Source organism: Methanobacteriaceae archaeon (genome assembly GCA_013403005.1).
Lineage (GTDB): Archaea > Methanobacteriota > Methanobacteria > Methanobacteriales > Methanobacteriaceae > Methanobacterium.
The window spans coordinates 419248-441908 of the sequence record JACBOA010000001.1 but is presented as its reverse complement, the minus strand read 5'-3'; the positions used below and the strand labels follow the sequence as shown (position 1 = coordinate 441908).

Annotated in this window: 28 protein-coding genes and 2 pseudogenes; 23 read left to right on the top strand and 7 right to left on the bottom strand. The window is 36.7% G+C overall.

Annotated features, from left to right (window positions below; genetic code table 11):
- Positions 1-144 precede the first annotated feature (144 nt).
- The 4 genes from HVN35_02140 to HVN35_02125 all read left to right on the top strand — a co-directional run bounded on the left by HVN35_02140 (position 145) and on the right by HVN35_02125 (position 3920).
- Positions 145-1707, top strand: coding sequence for a Mur ligase (locus HVN35_02140; GenBank protein NYB51354.1), 1563 nt, complete (start codon positions 145-147; stop codon positions 1705-1707).
- A gap of 129 nt (positions 1708-1836) precedes the next feature.
- Positions 1837-2271 carry a hypothetical protein gene (locus HVN35_02135; protein ID NYB51353.1) on the top strand — a complete coding sequence of 145 codons (435 nt, stop codon included), beginning with the start codon at positions 1837-1839 and terminating at the stop codon, positions 2269-2271.
- A 59-nt stretch (positions 2272-2330) separates the two neighbouring features.
- Positions 2331-3551: a hypothetical protein gene (locus HVN35_02130; GenBank protein ID NYB51352.1), complete on the top strand. Its 1221-nt coding sequence runs from the start codon at positions 2331-2333 to the stop codon at positions 3549-3551.
- Positions 3552-3554: 3 nt separating this feature from the next.
- Complete coding sequence (locus tag HVN35_02125) at positions 3555-3920, top strand: DUF356 domain-containing protein (GenBank protein ID NYB51351.1); 366 nt, start codon at positions 3555-3557, stop codon at positions 3918-3920.
- A 137-nt stretch (positions 3921-4057) separates the two neighbouring features.
- On the opposite strand, the gene HVN35_02120 is transcribed toward HVN35_02125, so the two are convergent.
- Positions 4058-4534 (bottom strand): TIGR00270 family protein, encoded by a 477-nt coding sequence (locus HVN35_02120; GenBank protein NYB51350.1) that lies wholly within the window; start codon positions 4532-4534, stop codon positions 4058-4060.
- Positions 4535-4775: 241 nt separating this feature from the next.
- Here HVN35_02120 and HVN35_02115 point away from each other — a divergent pair, with 241 nt between their 5' ends.
- Positions 4776-6008, top strand: a complete 1233-nt coding sequence (locus HVN35_02115) for a proteasome-activating nucleotidase (protein NYB51349.1) — start codon at positions 4776-4778, stop codon at positions 6006-6008.
- Between the two features lie 457 nt (positions 6009-6465).
- Here the strand turns inward: HVN35_02115 and HVN35_02110 are convergent, their stop codons facing one another.
- The 3 genes from HVN35_02110 to HVN35_02100 all read right to left on the bottom strand — a co-directional run bounded on the left by HVN35_02110 (position 6466) and on the right by HVN35_02100 (position 7325).
- Entirely contained in the window at positions 6466-6813 is a 348-nt protein-coding gene (locus HVN35_02110; protein ID NYB51348.1) for a DUF86 domain-containing protein, read from the bottom strand.
- Entirely contained in the window at positions 6810-7103 is a 294-nt protein-coding gene (locus tag HVN35_02105; GenBank protein NYB51347.1) for a nucleotidyltransferase family protein, read from the bottom strand. The genes HVN35_02110 and HVN35_02105 overlap by 4 nt, the downstream gene beginning before the upstream one ends.
- 75 nt (positions 7104-7178) lie before the next feature.
- Positions 7179-7325, bottom strand: a complete 147-nt coding sequence (locus HVN35_02100; GenBank protein NYB51346.1) for a hypothetical protein — start codon at positions 7323-7325, stop codon at positions 7179-7181.
- 259 nt (positions 7326-7584) lie between these two features.
- On the opposite strand from HVN35_02100, the gene HVN35_02095 reads away from it, so the two are divergent.
- The 12 genes and pseudogenes from HVN35_02095 to HVN35_02040 all read left to right on the top strand — a co-directional run bounded on the left by HVN35_02095 (position 7585) and on the right by HVN35_02040 (position 17666).
- Complete coding sequence (locus HVN35_02095) at positions 7585-8271, top strand: FtsX-like permease family protein (GenBank protein ID NYB51345.1); 687 nt, start codon at positions 7585-7587, stop codon at positions 8269-8271.
- A complete protein-coding gene (locus HVN35_02090; GenBank protein NYB51344.1) occupies positions 8240-8926 on the top strand; it encodes an ATP-binding cassette domain-containing protein in 687 nt (228 codons plus the stop codon). Before HVN35_02095 ends, HVN35_02090 begins: the two co-directional genes overlap by 32 nt.
- A 738-nt stretch (positions 8927-9664) precedes the next feature.
- Complete coding sequence (locus tag HVN35_02085; GenBank protein ID NYB51343.1) at positions 9665-10807, top strand: cation:proton antiporter; 1143 nt, start codon at positions 9665-9667, stop codon at positions 10805-10807.
- Between the two features lie 29 nt (positions 10808-10836).
- Complete coding sequence (locus HVN35_02080; GenBank protein ID NYB51342.1) at positions 10837-11616, top strand: hypothetical protein; 780 nt, start codon at positions 10837-10839, stop codon at positions 11614-11616.
- 94 nt (positions 11617-11710) lie between these two features.
- Positions 11711-12949, top strand: a complete 1239-nt coding sequence (eno, locus tag HVN35_02075; protein ID NYB51341.1) for a phosphopyruvate hydratase — start codon at positions 11711-11713, stop codon at positions 12947-12949.
- Positions 12950-12988: 39 nt separating this feature from the next.
- Positions 12989-13510 carry an inorganic diphosphatase gene (locus HVN35_02070; GenBank protein ID NYB51340.1) on the top strand — a complete coding sequence of 174 codons (522 nt, stop codon included), beginning with the start codon at positions 12989-12991 and terminating at the stop codon, positions 13508-13510.
- A gap of 399 nt (positions 13511-13909) precedes the next feature.
- A pseudogene (locus HVN35_02065) lies at positions 13910-14209 on the top strand (ferredoxin family protein).
- 540 nt (positions 14210-14749) lie between these two features.
- A complete protein-coding gene (locus tag HVN35_02060) occupies positions 14750-15121 on the top strand; it encodes a 4Fe-4S binding protein (protein NYB51339.1) in 372 nt (123 codons plus the stop codon).
- Positions 15122-15244: 123 nt separating this feature from the next.
- Positions 15245-15465: pseudogene (locus HVN35_02055) on the top strand (TM0996/MTH895 family glutaredoxin-like protein).
- Between the two features lie 73 nt (positions 15466-15538).
- Positions 15539-16312, top strand: a complete 774-nt coding sequence (locus HVN35_02050; protein NYB51338.1) for an NAD(P)-binding domain-containing protein — start codon at positions 15539-15541, stop codon at positions 16310-16312.
- Between the two features lie 152 nt (positions 16313-16464).
- A complete protein-coding gene (locus tag HVN35_02045) occupies positions 16465-16656 on the top strand; it encodes a hypothetical protein (GenBank protein ID NYB51337.1) in 192 nt (63 codons plus the stop codon).
- A gap of 23 nt (positions 16657-16679) precedes the next feature.
- Positions 16680-17666 (top strand): permease, encoded by a 987-nt coding sequence (locus HVN35_02040; GenBank protein ID NYB51336.1) that lies wholly within the window; start codon positions 16680-16682, stop codon positions 17664-17666.
- A gap of 211 nt (positions 17667-17877) precedes the next feature.
- Here the strand turns inward: HVN35_02040 and HVN35_02035 are convergent, their stop codons facing one another.
- The 3 genes from HVN35_02035 to HVN35_02025 are packed head-to-tail and all read right to left on the bottom strand — an operon-like array spanning position 17878 to position 19301.
- Entirely contained in the window at positions 17878-18117 is a 240-nt protein-coding gene (locus HVN35_02035) for a TM0996/MTH895 family glutaredoxin-like protein (protein ID NYB51335.1), read from the bottom strand.
- A 59-nt stretch (positions 18118-18176) separates the two neighbouring features.
- The gene (locus HVN35_02030) at positions 18177-18863 is read right to left on the bottom strand and encodes a hypothetical protein (protein NYB51334.1); all 687 of its coding nucleotides are present in this window, start codon (positions 18861-18863) and stop codon (positions 18177-18179) included.
- A 3-nt stretch (positions 18864-18866) separates the two neighbouring features.
- Entirely contained in the window at positions 18867-19301 is a 435-nt protein-coding gene (locus HVN35_02025) for an arsenate reductase ArsC (protein NYB51333.1), read from the bottom strand.
- A 57-nt stretch (positions 19302-19358) separates the two neighbouring features.
- Between HVN35_02025 and HVN35_02020 the strand changes: the two genes are divergently transcribed.
- The 6 genes from HVN35_02020 to HVN35_01995 are packed head-to-tail and all read left to right on the top strand — an operon-like array spanning position 19359 to position 22550.
- Positions 19359-19712 carry a winged helix-turn-helix transcriptional regulator gene (locus tag HVN35_02020; GenBank protein NYB51332.1) on the top strand — a complete coding sequence of 118 codons (354 nt, stop codon included), beginning with the start codon at positions 19359-19361 and terminating at the stop codon, positions 19710-19712.
- Between the two features lie 19 nt (positions 19713-19731).
- A complete protein-coding gene (gene arsB / locus HVN35_02015; protein ID NYB51331.1) occupies positions 19732-20808 on the top strand; it encodes an ACR3 family arsenite efflux transporter in 1077 nt (358 codons plus the stop codon).
- A gap of 30 nt (positions 20809-20838) precedes the next feature.
- On the top strand, positions 20839-21159 hold the full coding sequence (locus HVN35_02010) for a sulfur relay protein DsrH (GenBank protein ID NYB51330.1): 321 nt from the start codon (positions 20839-20841) through the stop codon (positions 21157-21159).
- 21 nt (positions 21160-21180) lie between these two features.
- Entirely contained in the window at positions 21181-21570 is a 390-nt protein-coding gene (locus tag HVN35_02005) for a DsrE family protein (protein NYB51329.1), read from the top strand.
- Positions 21571-21572: 2 nt separating this feature from the next.
- On the top strand, positions 21573-21926 hold the full coding sequence (locus tag HVN35_02000; protein NYB51328.1) for a DsrE family protein: 354 nt from the start codon (positions 21573-21575) through the stop codon (positions 21924-21926).
- A 12-nt stretch (positions 21927-21938) separates the two neighbouring features.
- On the top strand, positions 21939-22550 hold the full coding sequence (locus HVN35_01995; protein ID NYB51327.1) for a Fe-S cluster domain-containing protein: 612 nt from the start codon (positions 21939-21941) through the stop codon (positions 22548-22550).
- Positions 22551-22661: the final 111 nt, after the last annotated feature.

Below are 22661 nucleotides of genomic sequence, written 5' to 3'. Positions count from 1 at the left end.
CTAATAGCCATTAATATTAATTGAATCAAAAACTCATCATAATTATAATCTAAAAATAATGGAAAAAATCCATGTTAAATTTAAATGGGAAAATTTTTCTCAAATGACAAGAAAACAAATAGTAGAAAAGACGGTGCTGAATAGATGAGTGCTAATATTGATAAACATTCATTAGAGGCTGAAAAGGTCCCTCAAAAGAAAATAGAAACCTATGGAGTCATAGGCATATGTGGTGTGGTGGGAAACCTGGCTGCAAGAGTATTGATGGACCATAATCACCATGTAATATGCACTGATCACCAGGATTCAAATAATTGCCCATTTCTTTACACCCTCCATGGTTATAATACCACAATCTATCTGAACAATCATCCAGAATCATTCTTTAAGTCATCTGATTATATTATACCCCCACCCAGCCTCCCCAAAACTTCAGAATTATTCCAAATGATCTTAAACAGTAACGCCCAACTCTTGGAAGTGGATGATCTTCTAAAACAAATACCCCCGGATAAACCAGTGATCTGCATCACCGGCACCAATGGCAAGACCACCACCACCACCCTCCTCAAACACCTATGTTACCAGACCGGTTTAAATCCCACAGAACACGGATTTAAAACTCTTCAGGGCAATGTTGATTATATTCCACCCTTACAATGCAGGTTGAAAGGTGATGTGGCCATCCTAGAAACTGGTACCGAAGGTATAAAGGGTGATTTGAGATTCATACTGGAAAGATGTCATCCTTCAGGGGGGATAATAACCAATATTAACCCTGACCACCTTAATAATGAAGATAATTTCCTTAATTACGCCCAGATAAAGGGAGAAATTATTGAAAAACTTCAGGGCGAAACGATAATTGTTAACGGAGATGATCCCACCATATGGGGATTGATTAGAGAGTTGAATTATCAGGGAAAAATTGTTACCTTCGGAGTAAATCACCCCCCTCAGGGTGAGAGTGAAAAATCATGTTTATGTGGGAATAATATTAAAATAAAGGAAACAGTTTCCGGGGTAGGCTACTTTGAATGTGATTGTGGTCTAAAACAGCCATATCCAGATTATCTGGCAACTGATATTACTGAAAACAGTTTCACCCTTAAAACTCCCGAAAAAGATATTCGAATAGAAATGAATATCACAGGACTGCATAACATTTACAATGCCCTGGGAGCCATTGCAGCTGCACATGAACTGTTAAAAATACCATTGGAACATATTAAAGAGAATATAAAAACATTTACCGGTGTTCCAGGGCGTCTTGAATATATTTATCACAGCAAAAATCTTGATTTGATAGTAGATTATGCCCATAATCCTTCTGGAGTGGAAACTGTACTCCGAGAACTGGGTAAAAAATACAAAAAATTAGCAGTGGTCATCACCATCTCCTCAGAATCCGGAACATCAGGAGATATAGAGATCATGAAAAAAGCATTGGAAAATGCAAATTTCATCATACCCGCATCATATTATTCTCGCCAGGCTGCAGGGAAATATATTTCATCAGGGAAGATTATATTAACTTCTAAAGAGCCTGATGAATTCCGAATGGGCACCCTTGGAGCCACACGCGAACAGGTAGTTGAGGGACTTAAAAAGGGATTGGAATGTGATGCGGATGCAGTGGTGTGCATTGGTGAGGCTGCAGTTAAATACAAAGATGACATTAAATTTTTGATGAATTCTTTAGAATAAAATTTCATAGAGAAGTATTATAACCAAAAAAAAATGATTGAAACTTAAATGAATTAAAAAGTTCAAATGAATTAATATATCCGGAAATAATATTTAATCGAGGAGAACTAATTTATAGGTGAAAAGAAGATGTTTATTAAAGTAAGGAGAGACACCCTGATTATTCTAATGCTGGCTTTTATTCTTATCACATCCGGAAGGCTGATGTCATACATGTCCTACGCTTCTTCAACAGAGACTGAAAAAGGAGTTCCCATAGCGGGAATAATTGTTAAAGGGAATGATATTGTACCTTCAGACTCCATCAAAGCTAACATTGCCAATGTAGGTTTTCGATCTGGAAGTTACATCCAGGGAGACACCCTAATTACCAGCAAAAGAAAAGTTCCTTTAAATGAGGCCCTGGAAAACGCTAGACTGGCAGCCATGATGTCAACTGTTCCCGGTACCAAGGCCACCCCTATAAAAGCTGTGGATGTGAAATTAGACAAACAAACAGGCATATTAACTGTGAATGTAATCGAAGACTTCTCCACAGTACAAATTAATCAAACTTCCTCATAGGTGAAGCTATTATGATTAAAAAATATTTATCCAGAATTATGGTATTGCTGGTGACATTACTGCTGCTGGTTAACACCGCAGCTGCCACCTGTAACATAGTGATCATCACAGATCCCACGGGAAAAGACCCCAATGGAGCTGCTGCAGGGAGTATGTCCTTTGCAGATAATATGTTCCAGTCCACATTTATCATGTCCAAGGAAAAACACTTTGCAGTTCTCTCTGGAGGTGAAGGAAATGAAACTCCTCGACTGGCAGCCATAGTAGAAACCATTAAAAGATTGAATAACGGAGCCACAGCTTCAACAGCAGCCAGTGCAGCCAGCAGCTTTTCCGGAATCAGGGTAATGACTGGTGGCCCTACCATTGGAGCTGCAGTAGGAGGATCCTTCGATGCCTATGTGGTGACAGTTGCAGGAGATGGAACCATCACTGCCACCCCTGTATCAGGTGGTTTGGCCACTCTCCCTGCAGGGCAGAAAGGAGCCATAATACACCTGCGTAACACTCATGGGAATCCACTTTATGGTACTGCAGAATCAGTTCGTCAGGACACTGCCATTTTGATTGGTAAAATGATTCGTGATGGTTATCCTGCCACCGAGATATTAGGTGCGGCTTTTAAAAATGTGGCAGTGAAATCTGGTGAGAAATACGGAGGTGGAGGGGACAACCTGGTTTCATCTTTAACCACTGGTGACATGTTCACCCCATCCAAACTCAACACCACTGGTTACCCCATGGACGAACCATATGCCAAAGAATGTCCTAAAGATGGTTGGAGTATTGCCTTCCCTGCAGCAGAGAATTATCAGACCTGCCCCTATGATGGAACACCATTGAAGACTATTTATGCCTACGATGCCCTGGTGGAAACCATAACTGTAACTGCCAATGGAACCAGCGTATCAGTTTACGGAACAGATGCTCCTGGTGTTAGTGAAACTACGGAAGAAATAGTACAATATTCAGTTAAGAAAAATGGATACAACGCTGCCAGCATAGCCAGTGCACTGAACAAAGCCATTGACAACGGACTGCTGGTAGGAGTTAACTACATAGAGCCTAAGGACATTAACATCGTGGAAAGCACCCGTTCGGTAGGAGTTTATTTCAAGCCGCTTCCTGAAGGCAGAACATCACCACCATGGAATCTGCCAATAAGCACGTCAGTTCTGGACATAACAGGCAGTATACAAACCGCAATAGGGCTGATACTGATAATTCTGGTTCTATTCCGCAGCACACTAATCACTTCATTCCTAAAAAAAAGGCGGTAGCCAATGACTCTTATTTTGATTCGTGGCCAAACCCAGTCAAAAATCCTCAACAGCCTGGCAGATATTGAAAGACATGCCCATCTCAGAATCAATGGTTCCCCTAGAATCATGGACACTAAAATGGCTGATGAATATGCTCAAAGCATTATCAGTGCTAAGTTAAGATCAAAAAGCAAAATAGCAGTTTTAGTGTCTGTTGAGGAAGATGTGACTCGTTCCATAATGCAGGTGAAGAAAATACATCCCCCGGCTCACCTCATAGTAATTAGCCATGAATACAAAGAATGGGAAGATTTAAAAAAGATTTTCAGAACACTTCCCCCTCTTAAAGGCTATTACTCTGCTAAAAAAGCTATAAATGGGAAGTGAAAAGAATTAGGGGCTTATAAAAAAAGTTGAAGTTTAACTTATTTTTTTTGCATTCCCTGCATCTATCAATTAACCTAATATTTCAATAAACCCCAACTAGCTGGACATTTATTCCCAATTAAAAAAATCCCTGCATATTAACCCTTTTTTATACGTGCGATATCTCCAATAGTAGCACCTCTCATGTGGGAACCACTCAAATCATCAAGGTGTGCTTCTTCTGTTTTTTCCAGTAGAGTGATCTTTAATGTGCGTTCCAGTTTTCTTGCTAGTTTCAGATCAGGGACCATTTTCCCTGATTCCAGTCTGTTGATCACTGAAACCTTTTCATATATTTTCTCACCAAGATCCTCCCTGGACCAGCCCCTTTTTTCCCTCGCCTGTCTGATAACCGTTTGATAATCCTCAATTACTTCCTGAGTTGGTTCTTGAGATCTGTAATATCTTCTGCCACCAGAAGGAACTCTCCTACCAGGGCCTTTCTGAGGTCTGGGTGGCTCTTTTTGAACTTTACCGAATTTAGAACATTCATTACATGTTAGCATAACTGAATTTTCAATTTTTGTCCTTAATGGCTTTCCAATAAGCTTTTTTCCGCATATCTCGCATCTCATTGTGATCCCTTATAGTTTATTGGTGGAATGTTTAATACCTGACCAATTATAATCGGGTAATTATAATTGGGTTTAAATGACCTTCTTTATAAATAACATGGGTCATTTAAGGAGATTTTATTGGTATATAATTAGACACCTCAATACTTAAATATTATTAAAGACAATAAATCCATTGAATAATATCAATATAAGCTGATATTATTTTTCTCCACAAATCTATGAGGAGTGAACTTGTAAGATGGAAAAAACATCCCAAAATATCTTAAAAAAGATAGAAGACCTAAAAAAAGAAATAAAAATCCTGAAAGAGGATAATGCCAAGACCAAGCGGAATTTGATGTGGAAGGTCCGGAAACTGGAAAAAGACAAACTTCTTATTGAAAATGAGAAGATGAGATTGGACCGTGAAGTGAAATCCCTGAGAGGAGAAATTGAAAGGTTCAGATCACCACCACTGGTAATTGCCACAGTAACGGAAGTTTTAGATGAAGGTAAAGTAGTGGTGAAAAGCAGTACTGGTCCCCACTTTGTAATTGGCTATTCCCGTTTCTTAGATGAAAATACACTGGAGCCAGGAGCTCGTGTGGCCCTTAACCAGCAAACTTTCAGCATTGTAAGTGTTTTACCATCTGAAAAAGACCCCCTCGTAACTGGTATGGAAGTTGAGGAAAAACCAGAAGTTAGTTACGAGCAGATAGGCGGCCTCGAAGAACAGATTGTGGAAATTAAAGAAACTGTAGAATTACCACTTAAAAAACCAGAATTATTCACAGAGATTGGAATTGAACCACCAAAGGGTGTTCTTTTATACGGCCCACCAGGTACTGGTAAAACCTTACTTGCTAAAGCTGTGGCCCATGAAACCAATGCCACCTTCATAAAAATCGTGGCCTCTGAATTTGTGAAAAAATACATTGGTGAAGGAGCTCGCCTGGTGCGTGGTGTTTTCGAATTGGCCAAAGAAAAAGCACCCAGCATCATATTCATTGATGAAATAGACGCTATTGCAGCTAAAAGACTTAAGAGTTCAACCAGTGGTGACCGTGAAGTTCAAAGGACATTAATGCAGCTTTTAGCAGAAATGGACGGATTTGAAGGAAGGGGAGATGTGGGAATAGTGGCAGCCACCAACCGGCCAGACATCCTGGACCCTGCACTGCTCAGGCCTGGAAGATTCGACCGATTCATTGAAGTACCCATACCCAATGAAGATGGAAGAAGGGAAATTCTTAAAATCCACACCAAAAACATGAACTTGGATGAAGATGTGGATATAGAACTGGTTTCCACCCTCAGTGAAGGTGCATCCGGAGCAGACCTTAAAGCCATCTGTACCGAAGCTGGTATGTTCGCCATACGGGAAGAAAAGGCCATTGTAGGTATGAATGACTTCCTGGATGCCGTTGACAAGATCATAGGCATGGAACGTGACGAAGAGATCAGAAAAGAAGCTGGAGTAATGTACGGATAGATTCCAGTTTGGAGGTTTATACCTCCTATTTCTTATTTTTTTACTTTTAACAAAATATCACTGTCTAATTTACCATAGCTACCCATAGCAGTTTTAGATGCTATATTTAAGCATTATTAATGTTATTTGCTTAATTTTATATGCTATTTTTTTTGTATCTTATCCCCTTCAAATTATCAGTGGACTTGCTAAATTTGCAGGAATCTTGGTATTATAGAATCATTGAATGAAAAACCAAAACCCACCCTGCTAAACAGGGAAAGATCACCAAAACACTCTCCTAGACTTATTGATGGTAATCTATGCCCCTGCAAAGTTTAGAATAAATACGGCAAATAGAAAAACGCAATTGTGACTAGTTAAATTTTCAATTTTCTCCTTTATTTAAAATTCATTCAATTAGAACAAAATTATTATCATATAATCTTTCCAATTGCATCTAATATGTTCTAGAAATCTATTTTAAATCATAATCTTCTAATACCTTTTTTATTATTGTTTTTATTTCGGGAATATCTTTAGTGATAGTTAACCAGACTATTTCCAGATCAACTCCAAAGTAGAAATGAATAACTTTATCTCTCATGCCTGCTATATCTTTCCATGGAATTTCAGGATATTCCTGTCTGACAGAATCAGGTATATGCTTTACTGCTTCCCCAATAATCTCAATACATCTTATAACTGCATAATAAGTCTTTTTATCTCCTTCAAACTCTTCATAACTCATTTTAGAAATGAATAATTCAATTAATTTTATGTTCTCAAGAATATCTTTTAAATAAATTGAAACATCTCTTTTCATATATAACTTACCTCATTAAGGATAATTTCCCTTAACTCCGGCCGGATATTTTTTTTAGGAATAACATCAACTTTAACACCAGTTAGATCTTGTAGAAAGTTCTCAAAATTAACCAATCTTAATAAACTCACAGGTTCCTCAAATTCAACAAGTATATCAACATCACTATCTTCTTTCTGCTCCCCTCGAACATATGAACCGAATATTCCAATTTCTTTTACATGATACTTACTATAAATCCGTTTCCTGTTTGAAATCAGAATATCCTTTATTTCCTGTAATGTTTTCATCATAATCACTTCAGCGAAGGTTTGAGTAAATCATGGGTTTAATTGATAATATTGATTATTTTATTATAATTAATTTTATTCTAACATGGGTTTTGTAAAGGTTTTTTGGGTGGGTTGAGGGATATTTGCAAAAAGTTTTTGACGTGATTTGTCTTTGTTTGGTGAAGGAAGCATAATAAAAGAATTTTGAAAATTTTTATGAAATCCAACACAGCTTAACATCAAATCCCCGATTTGTAGGTCCTTTAATAGTTGGAATCAGCTACCTACTCCGCCATGCCTGTGGTAAGGAAAATAAAAAAACAAAAAATGGATGGAGTATAAAAAATTAAAATAATGTTCATTAAAAAATATTTTTTTCCTTTAAAAAGTGATAGAACAAATATAGAAAAATGCAAAATTGGAATAATATTAAAGGATGATATGAGCATTGAGTTTGAACCATTTGCCTTATTACTCCATTATTTAATCAGGTGATTATATGCGCATTTACATATTAGCTCTGAAAAATCTTCGTAGAAATCGTATGCGCAATTTTTCCACAATTACCGGAGTAACCATTGGTGTGCTGGTTCTTCTAATTCTAGTGGGATCTGGTCTGGGAGTTACCAGTTTTTTAGATAGACTAGAAAGTATTAGCACTGGCAATCATTCAGTAGGAGGAAATGCAGGGAATAATACTTTAAGCCTTAATATAACTCAATATATCAGTTCCACCTTAGGAATAAACCTAGAACAAAATCAAGGTGCCCATGTAATAATAAATTTTATTCAAAGCTTAATTTTTCTGGCGGATGGAATAGCCAGTATAGCACTATTGATTGGTGTCATAGGTGTATATACTGCCATGTTCTTCAATGAATTGGAGCGTAGACGGGATGTGGGTCTTTTAAAGATTATGGGATTTTCTGAAATTCAGATTCTAATTACTTTCGCCCTGGAAGGTACCATTCTGGGACTGATTTCATCTGTACTGGGAGTGATTCTAGGTAGCTTAGGATTGTTCATATTAACCCAAATCTTCGGCAGTGACTTGGGACTGGTACTGCCCGGATGGTTAATAATCATGACCATTACCCTTACAACAGGATTGAGTTTCATTTTGAGTTTATATCCTTCATGGATAGCTTCCAAAAATGGTTTTAAAGAGGTGTTCAACCCTGTCTAAAAAAATTCTCCAATTAAAAGCCGTAAACAAAATATATCCTACTCCTGGTGAGGGTGAAACTCTGGCTCTTAACAATGTATCCATGAAATTAAATTCGAAAAAGTTTACTATGGTAGTAGGACCGATGGGTTCAGGAAAATCAACCTTGTTCCGCATAGCCGGTCTGTTAGAGAGTCCCAGTTCCGGGTCAGTTATTTTTGACCAAGCTGATTTAACTAATCCCACACCTCATGAAAGGTTAAACATAATACGCAATGAAATGGGTTTTGTTCCCCCTTATCCAAGCCTATTGCCGTATTTAACCCTGCTGGAGAATGTAATGTTACCTATGCGTAATAATGATAAGAGCTTGGCACAGGATATGCTCAAAAATTTTGGATTGGAAGGGATATCGTATCCTAATGAGATTTCTGTAGAAGAACAGCAAAAAACCAGCATATTAAGGGCCATAATTAATCAACCACAAATTCTATTGGTTGATGACCCCACTTCTTCACTATCTGCAACAGAAACAACTGATTTGATTAAACTTTTAGTAAATCTAAAAAAGGATTACGCTGTTTTGGTGTTCAGTGATGATATGAAACTTGTAAAATATTCCGATATGGTTTTTAAGCTGAATAAAGGAGTATTATGTGAAGATAAATGTAAATAAAATTATTTCGCAGGGTTTTTAGGACTTTTAAAGTAAGATTTTTTTTATCTCTATAAAAATGGTTAGAGAAATAACTACGATTATTCTTGCCAATTATAGTTGGCTGCCAATGGTATGGATAGAGAGATGGTTGGATTAGATGTTTGGGATGTTTGGATAATATCTTTACTAAAGCCATCCTTTAAACATTATTTTCAAATACCGTGTTTAGAACTTTCTCTAAGGTAAAATAAATCATTTGAATTTTTTATATATCCCAAAGATTGATTTGGTAGAATGTTTATCTTAGATAGGTGAAAATAAATTTTGATAAAACTTTTTTAATCTTTCTGCATTTCATAAGATTATGGACAACCATTATTTCAAAAATCTATTTATAACCCTGATTTAGGCCTGTAAGTTACTTTTATCATTTTTTCCAGAAACTACTAAAGTTTCAATGAAGTTTATAAGAAGTGTAAACTATTTATTAGAAAAAAATGATATGATTAGATTGGTGATGGAGTTCACCTTTAACCGCTTATTTTAAGCTAATGACTCCTGCAATATTGTAGGAGGAGTTATTGGCATTTAATCTTAGCTCAGGCTACTAAATTATCTATCTAGATATATTAACAGCAATTATCAATATTTAATTGCTTATTTTTTAAGCCGATGCCTCCTAAATTATACTAATGTAAATTTATTGGCATCATTTAATGCTAATCAACTAAAAAATAATATTTAGAGGAGATATACTTGGCAATCGATATATTAGCACAAGAAAATGTATTAGTACTGGTTATAGCTATCTTTTTAGCAAGTTTAATTTCATTGAGAGTGGGATTAGCTGTAGCTATCATAGAATTAGTTATAGGAGCCATTTTTGGAAATCTGGGTTTTCTTCATGCCACAGACTGGATGACCCTTATAGCCTCATTTGGTGGGATTCTATTAACCTTCATGGCAGGAACAGAAATTGATACCAAGGTCATGCGAGAAAAATATAAGGAAAGCTTTCTAATAGGGTTTTTTTCATTCCTGGCACCCTTTATAGGGGCAAGTCTTTACACCTATTTTATAGCTGGCTGGAATCTGCAGGCAGCTCTGATTGCAGGAATTGCCCTTTCCACAACTTCACTGGCAGTGGTGTACTCGGTGTTAATGGAAACCGAGCTTCCAGATGTAAATCTGGCTAAGATTGTCCTAGCAGCTACATTTGTAACTGATATGTCCACAGTTTTGGTGCTGAGCATACTTTTCATTAAACCAGACCTATACACTGCCTTATTCATTGTAATTTCCATTGCAGTTATAATTCTAGCATCTAAATATTCTAAATACATTTTCAACCATGAAAAGTTGAAAAATAAAGTTATAGAGCCAGAAATAAAATATGTATTCGTTATTCTGGTGATATTTATGTATTTCGCTGCCCTGGGAAATGGGGAGGCAGTTCTACCAGCATTCATATTGGGACTTCTAATGTCTAAAGAGCTGGCAAAGGTGAAAGAATTAATGGTTAGGATGAGAACCGTGGCCTACGCCGTAATAACTCCTATTTTCTTTATAGTGGGTGGCTTGAAAATTTCTTTTGAGTTGATATTGGCGTCACTGGGTTTGTTTATAATATTATTTGCTATAAAAATAGTCTCAAAGTTCCTGGGAGTCTACTTTCTGGCTAATAAATACATCCCCAATGGAAGTATGTACACCACACTTTTAATGAGTACAGGACTAACATTTGGAACTATAGCCAGCTTATTCGGTCTTAACGCAGGTTACATAGACCAAGTGCAGTATTCAGTACTTATAGGAGTGGTAGTTTCCAGTGCAGTGATTCCCACCTTTGTAGCACAGAAATGGTTTTTACCACGGCACAGCGAAGACATTGTTGAATAAAATATATTGAATAAAAATTAAGTGATAAGATGAAAATCTTAAAAAGGGCTTTAGAATATGTTCACCAGCGTGAACATGAAGGAGGAGGCTTCACTCTTTATGAAGGAATCCCTGATGGGAAAAACACCTACTATGGCCTTTTAATAATGAAAATGTTCAATGAAACCCCTTACAATATTGATAAAACCATAAAATGGGTTGAGGATATACAAAAAGGTTACATATTCGGAGTTTATGGGAAATTTAATTTGGTGAATATTTTAAATTTACTGGGGAAAAAACCTGAAATCGCAGATAAATACATTCACCGCCTTTCCAACCAAAAAGAATTTCCCAATCTGGAAACAGCCTATCTCAGCACAGTTATACTTCACTTAACCGGACATAAAAAGCTGAATAACATTGCTGAGTGGATATTAAGCCATCAAAATGAAGATGGGGGCTTTGGGAAAAAAAATTCAAATATTACTTTGACTCAATACGCATTAGAATCTTTAAATATCATAAACAGGTCCCTGATCAGAAATGAGAGGGATATAATTAATTTTACTAATAACTGCCGTACCGATGAGGGAATATTTGCCTACACTCCCAATAGTTACCCGCCTTATATTGAAGCAATATATTCTGGAATTAGAATCCATGAAATTTTAGATGTGGAACCTGAATATCCGGATAAGATTATCAACCACGTGGTTAAACTCCAGAATAATAACGGTGGATTTAGAAGATCGATATTTCTAGGAATTTCAGAACTTGAATACACATTTAAGGCTTTATACATATTGAAAAGTTTATCTTATCTGTGAAAATAAGGTGCAACCAATCATTAATCATCATCTTATCCATATTGTATCATATAGCGCCCATTGGATTCATTTAATAAAATTTGGTGGTGTAATTGTGGAGAGTACAATAGAAAACGTTTTGATGAGGAAGATTTTAGACAGCAGAGGAAACCCTACCCTGGAAGTGGAAATTATAACTGCAAATGGCCAGGGGATTGCTGCAGCACCCAGTGGTGCCAGTACCGGGGCATTGGAAGTAACTGCATTTCCTGATATAGGAGTGGATAAGGTCATTGCTCAGCATCAAAAGGAGATTATTTCCGAACTTAAGGGACTATCTGCAGAAGACACCAGTGTTATAGATGAGGTTATGAAGGAATTAGATGGTACTGATAATTTTTCATCTTTAGGAGGGAATACTGTGGTTGCAATTTCCCTGGCTGCTGCCAAAGCTGCAGCTTCATCGTATAATATGCCCCTTTACCAGTTTCTGGGTGGAAACCTAGTTACGGAAATTCCCTACCCCCTGGGTAATATGATAAACGGAGGAGCGCATGCTGGGAAAAATGCACCAGATATACAGGAGTTCTTAGTGGTTCCCATAGGTGCGCGGAACATCAAAGAAGCCGTTTTCGCAAATTCAAATGTTCATAAAAGAATTGGAGAGCTTATAAAAGTCAAAGATACCCTCTCAACAGGAGGGAAAGGTGATGAAGGTGGATGGGCACCTAATCTATCCAATTATGAGGCATTAGAGATTCAAACCAAAGCCTGTGAAGAAGTATCTGATGAAACCGGAATTGAAATCAGACCCTCACTTGATTTAGCTCCCAGTGGCTTATGGGATGGTTCGAAATATGTGTATGCTAGAGAGGGGGTTAGCAGGGATACCGGTGAACAGATAGACTTTGTTGAAGAGATCATTGATACTTACAAAATGTTTTTTGTTGAAGACCCCCTACGTGAAGATGATTTTGAAGGATTTGCAGAACTCACTGAAAGGGTTAAAGACCGGTGTATTATTTGTGGTGATGATATCTTTGTTACTAATGCAGAGATACTCTCCAAGGGGATAGAGATGGGAGCTGCCAATGCAATTATCATCAAACCCAACCAGATAGGAACTTTAAGTGACACTTATAAGACTGTGAAACTTGCAAAAGATAATAATTATACTCCCGTTGTCTCACACCGTTCAGGTGAAACCACCGATGAAACTATTGCACATTTAGCTGTTGCATTTTCATGTCCCCTTATCAAAACAGGAGCTGTTGGGGGAGAAAGGATTGCCAAACTAAACGAGCTGATCCGAATTGAAGAGCAAATGACCAATGCTTCAATGGCAAGTTTTTAAGATATGTTCTTTTAATACATTAAAATTAGGAGTGATTGTATGAATTTATGGAAAGAGATACCGACTGGGCCATCAGTTCCAGAAGTTGTTTATGCAGTAGTGGAAATTCCAAAGGGATCTAGGAATAAATATGAATATGACAAGGATAAAGAGGCATTTGCACTGGATAGAGTACTGTATTCACCATTCCACTATCCTGCAGAGTATGGGATTATCCCCAAAACTCTCTGGGATGATGGAGATCCCATGGATATTCTGGTTGTTATGGAACAACCCACTTTTCCGGGGTGCATCATCGAAACCAGAGTAATTGGTGTGATGAGAATGATAGATGGTGATGAAAGTGATGACAAGATATTAGGTGTGCCTGTAAATGATCCTAAGTTCAAAGATGTTAAGGATGTTTCTGACATGCCTACAGCTTTCTTAGATGAAGTTGCACACTTTTTCACCGAGTACAAAAAATTGGAAGGTAAAAAAACCCAAGTGAAAGGTTGGGAGAATGCTCAAAAAGCATTCGAAGCCGTGAAACATTCTATAGAGTTATATAATAAATTATAACCCTATTTTTATATTTTGTTATGTCCTAAACTGGTTTCATAATCAAGATTAAAATATCCGGATATTTTGGCAGAATTTAACATCCTACTGACTTTTAACTATCTAAGTTCTTTATAAAGTTCTTTATATTTATCCTAAAAATTAGTTTAGTTCTTAGTTTCAGAGATTATTAAATTTTATCAACCCTAATTTTGCTTTTAGAGAATTTAATATTGATTAAGGATTACCCATTAATCAATATATTTATATATTTGAATATATGAAATTAGAAGTGTGGAATAAGATGAATCTTAGAATAGAAATCAACTGTTTAAAATTTATGTAATTCTGAGAAAGTTGCTCATCATTATTGCAAAGATAAAAGAACTACTAAACCCTGTGGGATTGGAGGAGATAAATATGGCTTGGTTTGCTGGGTATCCCCGAGAAAAAATTCAATGGTTCCCTAAAATTGATCCTGAAAAATGTGTTGAATGCGGAATATGCATGAACTGCGGAGCAAAAGTCTACAAATGGACTGAAAATGGTCCAGTGGTTGTTCAACCTTACAAATGTACAGTTGGATGCACCACATGCGCAACCCTCTGCCAGGGAAATGCAATCACCTTCCCAGACAAAAAACCACTTCGTGAACTTTACCAGAAAGAAAGAATCTGGGCAAAGGTCAAAAAAGAACTGGTAAAAGCTGGGAAACTCCAAATTGAAGGGAATGATAATGAGAAGACTGCATGCTCTGAAACTCCTGCCCATCAGGAAGTAGATAATGGAGTTTGTGGGTGTGGAACTCCAGAAACAGTTGAATCAACGGAAAAGGTTCCTGAAAAAAACAGTAATTGTAGTTGTGGATGCGGCGGAGACTATCCAGATGAATATATAAAAAACAATCCAGATGAGCCAAAAACAATTGCTGATAGTGAGTTCATGGAAAAACTTGAAGATTATGCTCATTCCATTGGAATCAAAAGCATAGGATACACTAATATCACTCCAGAGCTAATTAATCCCGGTCAATCCCCCCTATTTTCCAATACAATTGTATTAACCATGGAAATGGATGATGATCTCATCCTAACCGATCCAGGAACTGCAGCAAAGGCAATAAACGACGCACATTATGAAAAACTGGGCGAATTAACCTACCAAATCGCAGATTTTCTTAGAGAAAATGGTTTTGCTGCTGAATCTGCCCATCCCTACGGAGGTGCTGTGAAATTCTCACCACTGGGCCAAAAAGCAGGTATGGGATGGATAGGGCAAAGTGGCCTGTTAATAACTCCCACATCTGGTCCCAGACAGAAGATTTCAGCCATATTCACCAGCATTGAAAATTTGCCTGTGAAAAAAGATAATGAACATTCATGGATAGCAGAGTACTGTAAACGGTGCGGTAAATGCATAAAGGCCTGCCCTGAAAACGCGCTCATAGAAACAGAAACCTGTTGCGGTGGTAAAGAAACAATGTTTTTAGAAGAACGTTGCATCGGATGCAGTCAAGGGTGTACCTACTGCATAGAAGACTGTCCCTTTGATGAAAAAGAATATACAGACATCAAAAACAGATTTGACAGGATGAACACTAAATTAATGGAGAGAAATAAAACAAAAGCATGAATCCATAAAATTTATATTCATATCATTAAATTTATTCTCTGAATCAATCTCTCATTAGATGCTGATTGACCATGAAGTTGATTGAATGAAACGTAAGAAGGGTGAAATGAAGAAAAACGAAATATAAATGGAACTGGTTGCGCAAACTGCAAAGCAATTGAAAATAACGCCAGAAAGACTGTTGAAGAATCTGGAGCAGATGCTGAAATTGTGAAAATCCAGGAAATGGAACAGATCTCTGAAGCAGGATCACTGAAACACCAGGTTTAGGAATTGAGGGAGAAATCAAGTCAATGGAGAGAATTCCATCAGTAACTGAAATTAAAAAATGGATAATAGATTAAAGAATCAGATTAATCAAAAACAGGTAAATTTTCCATTTTAAACCTATTTGTATCACAATTGGAGGTTAGATACATGAAAACTATAGGATTCATTGGCGGAGGAAGAGTAACCAAAATATTACTAAATGGATTTAAGAATAAAGGAATGAAATTAGATAATATGGTAGTATATGACACCAGCCCAGAAAGCCTTAAAAAGATCGAAAATGAATTTCCAGAAATTAAGACAGTTTCAGATGAATATGGAATCGCTGCCTCGCAGGATATGGTTTTTCTAGCTGTTCATCCACCCATCATGGCAGATGTGTTGAAAGAGACCAAAGCACATCTAAAACCAAATTCCGTGGTGATATCACTGGCACCTAAACCTAAAATCGAACAAATATCCAGCATACTGGGTGGATTCAGTCGTATAGTTCGCTTGATACCCAACGCACCATCCATCATCAACCAAGGATACAACCCCGTCAGCTTCGCTCCGGAGATAAATGATTCCGAGAAAAAGGAAATCTTAGATCTATTTAATACTCTGGGAGCCACCCCTGAGGTTGATGAGGATAAACTGGAGGCTTATGCAGTTTTAACTGCCATGGGCCCCACTTATTTCTGGTTTCAGTTTAATGAATTATTCAAACTGGGTAGTTCATTTGGGCTGGAAGATAATGAGTTAAAGGAATGCCTCCTGAAAATGGTTACTGGTGCAGCGAAAACATTTTACGAGTCTCAACTAAGCCCAGAAGAAGTAATGGATCTCATACCTGTTAAACCAATGGAAAAGGAAGAAAATACTATAAAAACTGCTTACCAGAACAGATTAAGAACCATCTACCAACAGTTGAAGGGCTGAGCATCTATAGTATTCAAAAAAAACAACCACAAACTTTAAACAGATTTAAACCTGAAAAGTCTTTGGAAGTTATTCTTAGCACGATGCTGAGGAATAATATGCTGGAAATAGAATAAAAAATATTAATACGCGAGAATGAGCAGGTGTTACATATGAATGAAGATGATAAAGGATTTGAAGCGAAAATCAAAGGAATGTACAGTGGTGGGGGATGTGCCTGCCAAACAGGACTCTTAGAAAAGAAAAAATCATCCCTTAAAGAAGTAGTTTGTAAGAACTGCGGTAGAATATTCAAAACAGATAAAGAAACAGATTACTGTTTTAGATGCAGGAAAAAGGTTTGAAGGTGTAATTAAAGAGGTTAAAAATGGTACCTGATATTCTACAGGAAGGAGTGAATTATCTTACCTTTGTCCTAATGGGATTAGATCCTGCATCGCAACTGGGAAGTGCAGTAAATTTCTTCATATACGACACCATCAAGATCCTGATCCTATTATCCGTTATAATCTTTGCCATAGCTTTCTTCAGAAGTTACATATCTCCCCTTAAGGTAAGAAAGGCACTGGGAAAAAGAAATGAATATGTGGGGAATGTAGCGGCTGCTTTAGTGGGTATTATCACTCCATTCTGCTCCTGCTCCGCAGTACCCCTTTTCATTGGATTCATTGAATCTGGAGTTCCTTTAGGTGTGACTTTTTCCTTTCTCATTGCCTCCCCAATGGTAAATGAAATTGCCATTATATTACTGTGGGGTATGGTAGGATGGCAGATAACCGCATTATACATCATATCCGGACTAATAATTGCCATTATCGCAGGAATCATCATAGGGAGACTTAAACTGGAAGGTGAGGTGGAAAGTTACGTTTATGAGATGATTGAAAAAATTAAGGCTGCTGAACAATCAGGAGTGGCCCTGGAAGAGGAAAATCAGACCCTCAAAGAACGTGCCATATCCTCCAAAGATTACACCAAGGATCTGTTGAAGAAAGTAGGACCCTATGTAATAATCGCCATTGGAATAGGAGCTATAATACATGGATACGTGCCTTCAGATTTCCTTCTCACCTATGCCGGTCCGGGTAATCCTTTAGCAGTGCCCGTAGCAGTTTTAATTGGAGTGCCATTATACTCTAATGCTGCAGGGATCATCCCCCTGGTGGCGGTTTTCATTGACAAAGGCATACCCATAGGAACTGCTCTGGCCTTTATGATGGCAGTTACTGCACTTTCAGTACCCGAGATGATTATACTTAGAAAGGTGTTAAAACCTAAACTTCTGGCCATATTCATTGGCATACTTGCTGTGTCCATAACTGCCATAGGTTACCTGTTCAATGCCATAATTTAAAGAAATGGATTTTTTCTAAAAAAAAATTCCTATTTTATTTCCTTACTTGAATTTTGTGAGTTTTTTCACAAAAACTACTGTGATCAATGGATTAGGAAAATGAAATTATCAAAAATCAATTATTGCTAAATCAAAAGATAAAAAATAATGATTCTCTATTTTTTATAAAAAAAATGAAAATTTTTTTTTTGAAAAATTCGTAAAATATAAACTATTTCTTAGCTTCTATCCATTTCTTAATCTCATCTACTGATGGAATACGACCCATGGATTTTATTTCATCATTAATTGCCAGCCCTGGCGTTCCTGTAATTCCAGCTTCAAATATCTGGTCCATTTCCTGAACCTTTACTATATCTGCATCTACACTTAATTCTTCAACTGCCCTGCGAGCATTGTTTTCTAATGCCTGGCAATTAGCACATCCAGTACCATACACAGTTATTTTCATATTTTTCACCTCAAATTTTATATTTAAATGATTATTTTATTAAATAGATATATTTTCAGTTACGATTTTTCCAAAGTCCGACATGCAAAGGCAATTGCCTCTTCAAACGCGTCACGGTGAAGTCCTGAAGCCATTTCTTTTTTACACTCCTCATCAGTGAATAGTCGCATTTTAGCTGCTCTACAAGGATAATGCTGCAACTTAAGCCCTGCTTCTGTCGGAAGGTTTTCAGAGTCTAATTCTTTACCTAGATAGTTCTCTTTTATGTAATCAGCTACAAATGAGGTTGATCCGCATGGTGAGGATCTTAAAACCAGAATATCCTTCATCTTATTACCATCCAATTTCAGAACTACCTTGGGTTTCCCGATATCTGATGCAAACTTATCAAAGATGAGATCACCATTCTCTTCCAGTTCACACATTATATAGGGACATAAAACATTTTCATGTATTTCTAATTGGTTCTTAAAACCATCACCCCTCCAGGCAGCCACTATAATCCAATCAACTTTATCTGCAAATCTTTCCACCAATTCCAGGGTAAGATCAGGATGGGTAGTATAGGTGATCAATATATTGGCATCTTCAATCAGTTTAACATCCTTTTCAGGTATTTCAATATCATCTATAAACATGGAACTAGGTTGTTCCAGTTGGATTAAGACTGTATCAAACTCTTTTTTGATGGTATCGTAGGCACGATCTCCATATGGGCCATCGGTGGCTATTGAAACTTTTAACATCACTCACCCTCTATAAAAAGTTTCTTTAATCCATTCTTTTATTTCATCCCTTATTCTTCTAAAGGCAGCAATTTTCTCCTGGTCAGTTCCTTCAACTGCTGCAGGATCTGCAAATGATTCATGAAGATAATTTTTCCCTCCAGGGAAAAAGGGACATAACTCTCCTTCTCCTCCACATACTGTAACCACGTAGTCAAATTCAAAGCCCTCAAATTCTTTGAGGCTTTTTGAACGATTGTCTGTAATATCTATACCCACTTCTTCTAAGACTTGCACTGCATAGGGATTCACAGTACTGGGATTATTCCCGGCACTGTAAACTTCATAATTTTCACCATACAATGATTTCAGAAGTCCTTCAGCCATCTGAGACCTTGCTGAATTTTGATTACATAGAAATAAAACCTTTTGCTTGCTTTGTGATCGGGTAGTTTTCATCATCAATAAATAAGACATCCATATATTTAAATATATCATTTGTAAATAGCAATGTTCATGAAATCATGCGAAGTAAGTCCAGATGGAAAGCCGGACCAGGAACAGATTGAAAGATTAAAAAAAATAATATCCAAAATACCTGATGATAACACATTATACAAAAATTCAGATATATTAAAGGCCCTTGGAGACCCAACTAGACTTAAGATAATTTATTTATTAACACATGGCGAATTATGTGTCTGTGAAATAATTAAAGCAATGGATAAACCACAACCCACAGTATCACACCATTTAAACATACTAAAAAAAGCAGGATTTTTAAAATGGCGTAAAGAAGGAGTTTGGGTACACTATAGTCTGTCTAATCCTAAAATTACTGATACTTTAGATGAACTCCTAAAAAAATAGAAATTTAATGGAGAATTTTATGAAAAATAATCTTCCAAGCCAAATTACTGATCAAATTCATGATACTCCCAGACTAGGATTTTTAGATAAATATTTGACCTTATGGATTTTTTTGGCCATGGCCGTAGGCGTATCTATTGGTTATTTCATACCCGGAGTTGAATCATTTATAAATAGATTTTCTGTTGGCACAACCAGCATACCTATTGCCATTGGTTTGATCCTGATGATGTATCCTCCCCTTGCTAAGGTAAGGTACGAAGAATTGGGAGAAGTTTTTAGAAACACAAAAATATTGGGTTTATCTTTATTTCAAAACTGGATATTTGGACCCATCTTGATGTTCATCCTTGCCATAGTTTTCTTGCGTGGTTATCCTGAATATATGATTGGTTTGATATTAATAGGTCTTGCACGTTGTATTGCTATGGTTATTGTCTGGAATGAACTGGCAAAAGGAAACACTGAATATGCTGCAGGATTAGTTGCATTCAACAGTATTTTCCAAGTATTCTTTTACAGTGTATATGCTTGGATATTCATCACTGTCTTACCACCAATGTTAGGAATACAAGGTAGTATTGTAGATGTTAGTATACTGCAAATAGCTGAAAGTGTTTTCATATATCTGGGAATTCCATTTATTGCAGGAATACTAACCAGACACTCCTTAGTAAAACGAAAGGGCAAGGAATGGTATCATGAAAAATTCATTCCTAAAATCAGCCCTATAACCCTTATAGCACTTTTATTTACTATAATCGTGATGTTCAGCTTAAAGGGCAATATGATAGTCCAGATACCTTTTGATGTGGTGATTATAGCGATTCCACTTCTCATTTATTTTGTGGTAATGTTTTTCTCCACATTTTTTCTGGGTTACAAAGTTGGAGCCGATTATTCCAAAACAGCCGCACTGTCATTTACAGCAGCAAGTAACAATTTTGAACTAGCTATAGCAGTAGCAGTTGCCGTCTTTGGAATAGGATCAAGTGTAGCTTTTGCAGCAGTAATAGGACCCTTAATAGAAGTGCCAGTGCTTATAAGTCTTGTAAATGTGGCACTGAAAATCAAAAAACGCTATTTTAAGGAATAAATAACAATAATATCCCTATAAGTGAATAACATGCGCATTGGATTCATATTAACAAAAAGCCCATCAGAACTGGGATTCAGGACGTTTATTGATTTTTCAAAATTATATGCCAATAATGATCAAATCTCTATTTATCTGGTTGGAAACGGAGTTTATTGCGCCCGAAAAAGATGCTCTCATCCCGATTTAGAAACAATTTTAAACAATTCAGAAGTCCATGTGTCTGGTGACGATCTTAAAGCAAGAGGAATTGAAGAAGAACAAATAAAAGATGGTCTGATTTTGTTTTCAAAGTACGATGACATGGTTAGGAATATTATGGAGAATTTTAATCAAGTTGTAAGTTTTTAAAAGCCCTATGGAGTCAGTAGTATGGCAACATATCCCCGTGAAAATCAACCTAATAAAGAAAAAATGGTTATTGTGTTGTTGGATGGTCCTTACATTTCACAATACGCAGATATAGGATATAGAATGGCAGAATCTGCCCTGAAGTTAGGTTATGGGGTGAAAATATTCTTATACATGGATGGTGTGCACCTACCCCTGAAAAATCAAAATCCCAGGGATTTCCCTTCAAGTTCCAAGATTATTGAAGAATTAATAGAGAAAGGTTGTGAAATTAAGGCTTGTGTGCGTTGTGCAGCCGCAAGAGGATACTCAGATCAATCACATTACGTAAGAGGAGTTGAAATTACCAGTGTCTATGATCTTGCAGAATGGATGGATGAAAAAAGCAAAGTTGTAATTTTAGGTAGTTAAACATGTCATCATCATTAGTTATAATTGACAAAGCCCCTTACGGACATGAAAACGCTTTAAGTGGAATTTATATAGCCATAGCAAGTTTAGATAAAGGACTTGATTCTGATGTTCTTTTAACTGGTGATGGTGTTTATGCCGCCTTAAAAAACCAGTCCGCGGAAAAAACAATTGGATATCCGTCGGTGAGTGAATTAATATATTCTTTATTCCCTAAAGGGAACTTATTTGTCCATTTAGATTCTATTATCCAAAGAGGAATTCAATATGAGGATCTAGTAGAAATCACAGAATTAGTTGATGATAAAACTCTCTATAACCTTTCAAAATCAAAGGAACATATAATAAAAATTTAAGAGGCTATAAAAATGGAAATGAAAGAACTAAAATACGAAATTTTCGAAGATGGATCGTTAGTAAAAAGTGTTTCCATAACCAAAATAATGCCCTGTATGGCAGAAGAAGGCAGAGTTAAACTAGCAATGCAACTTGATTCAGCATTAGAAGATGTAATGCCCATATTTGCACGTAAATTCCCCCCAGGAAACGTTAATTTCATACCTCACAAAAAAATCTTAACCCTAAACACACACGAAAGAGTCATATCTTTTTTCCCCTCTGGAAAAATAATGATGATGAACACCAGAGACCCTGAGGAAGGGATTGAAATAATCACATATTTCATGGAAAAAATTAACCAATGTTACCTTGAAAGTCAGGAAGGAAATGGTGATGAGGATATTTCAGAAAAGCTGTCAAAAATTGGGCCTTTAAACATCTATAACTGCCTCCCTAAGACTAACTGCAAAGAATGTGGAACTGCAACTTGCATGGCATTTTCAATGAAACTTCTTTCAGGAGATGCTACCTTAGATCAATGCAAACCTCTACTAAAATCTGAATACCAGGATAAATTGGATTCTTTAAAGGAACTTCTAGGGGATCAACTGATGAAAACCCTGGGATGGATTGAACAGTAGGGTTTTATGCCTTTTCCTCAAATAACTTTGAAACATCTTAGTAAATTATCTAATAACATCTTAACAAGTGGTTCAAGATTTGTTATCAAATAGGGAAATTTAAGCCTTCAA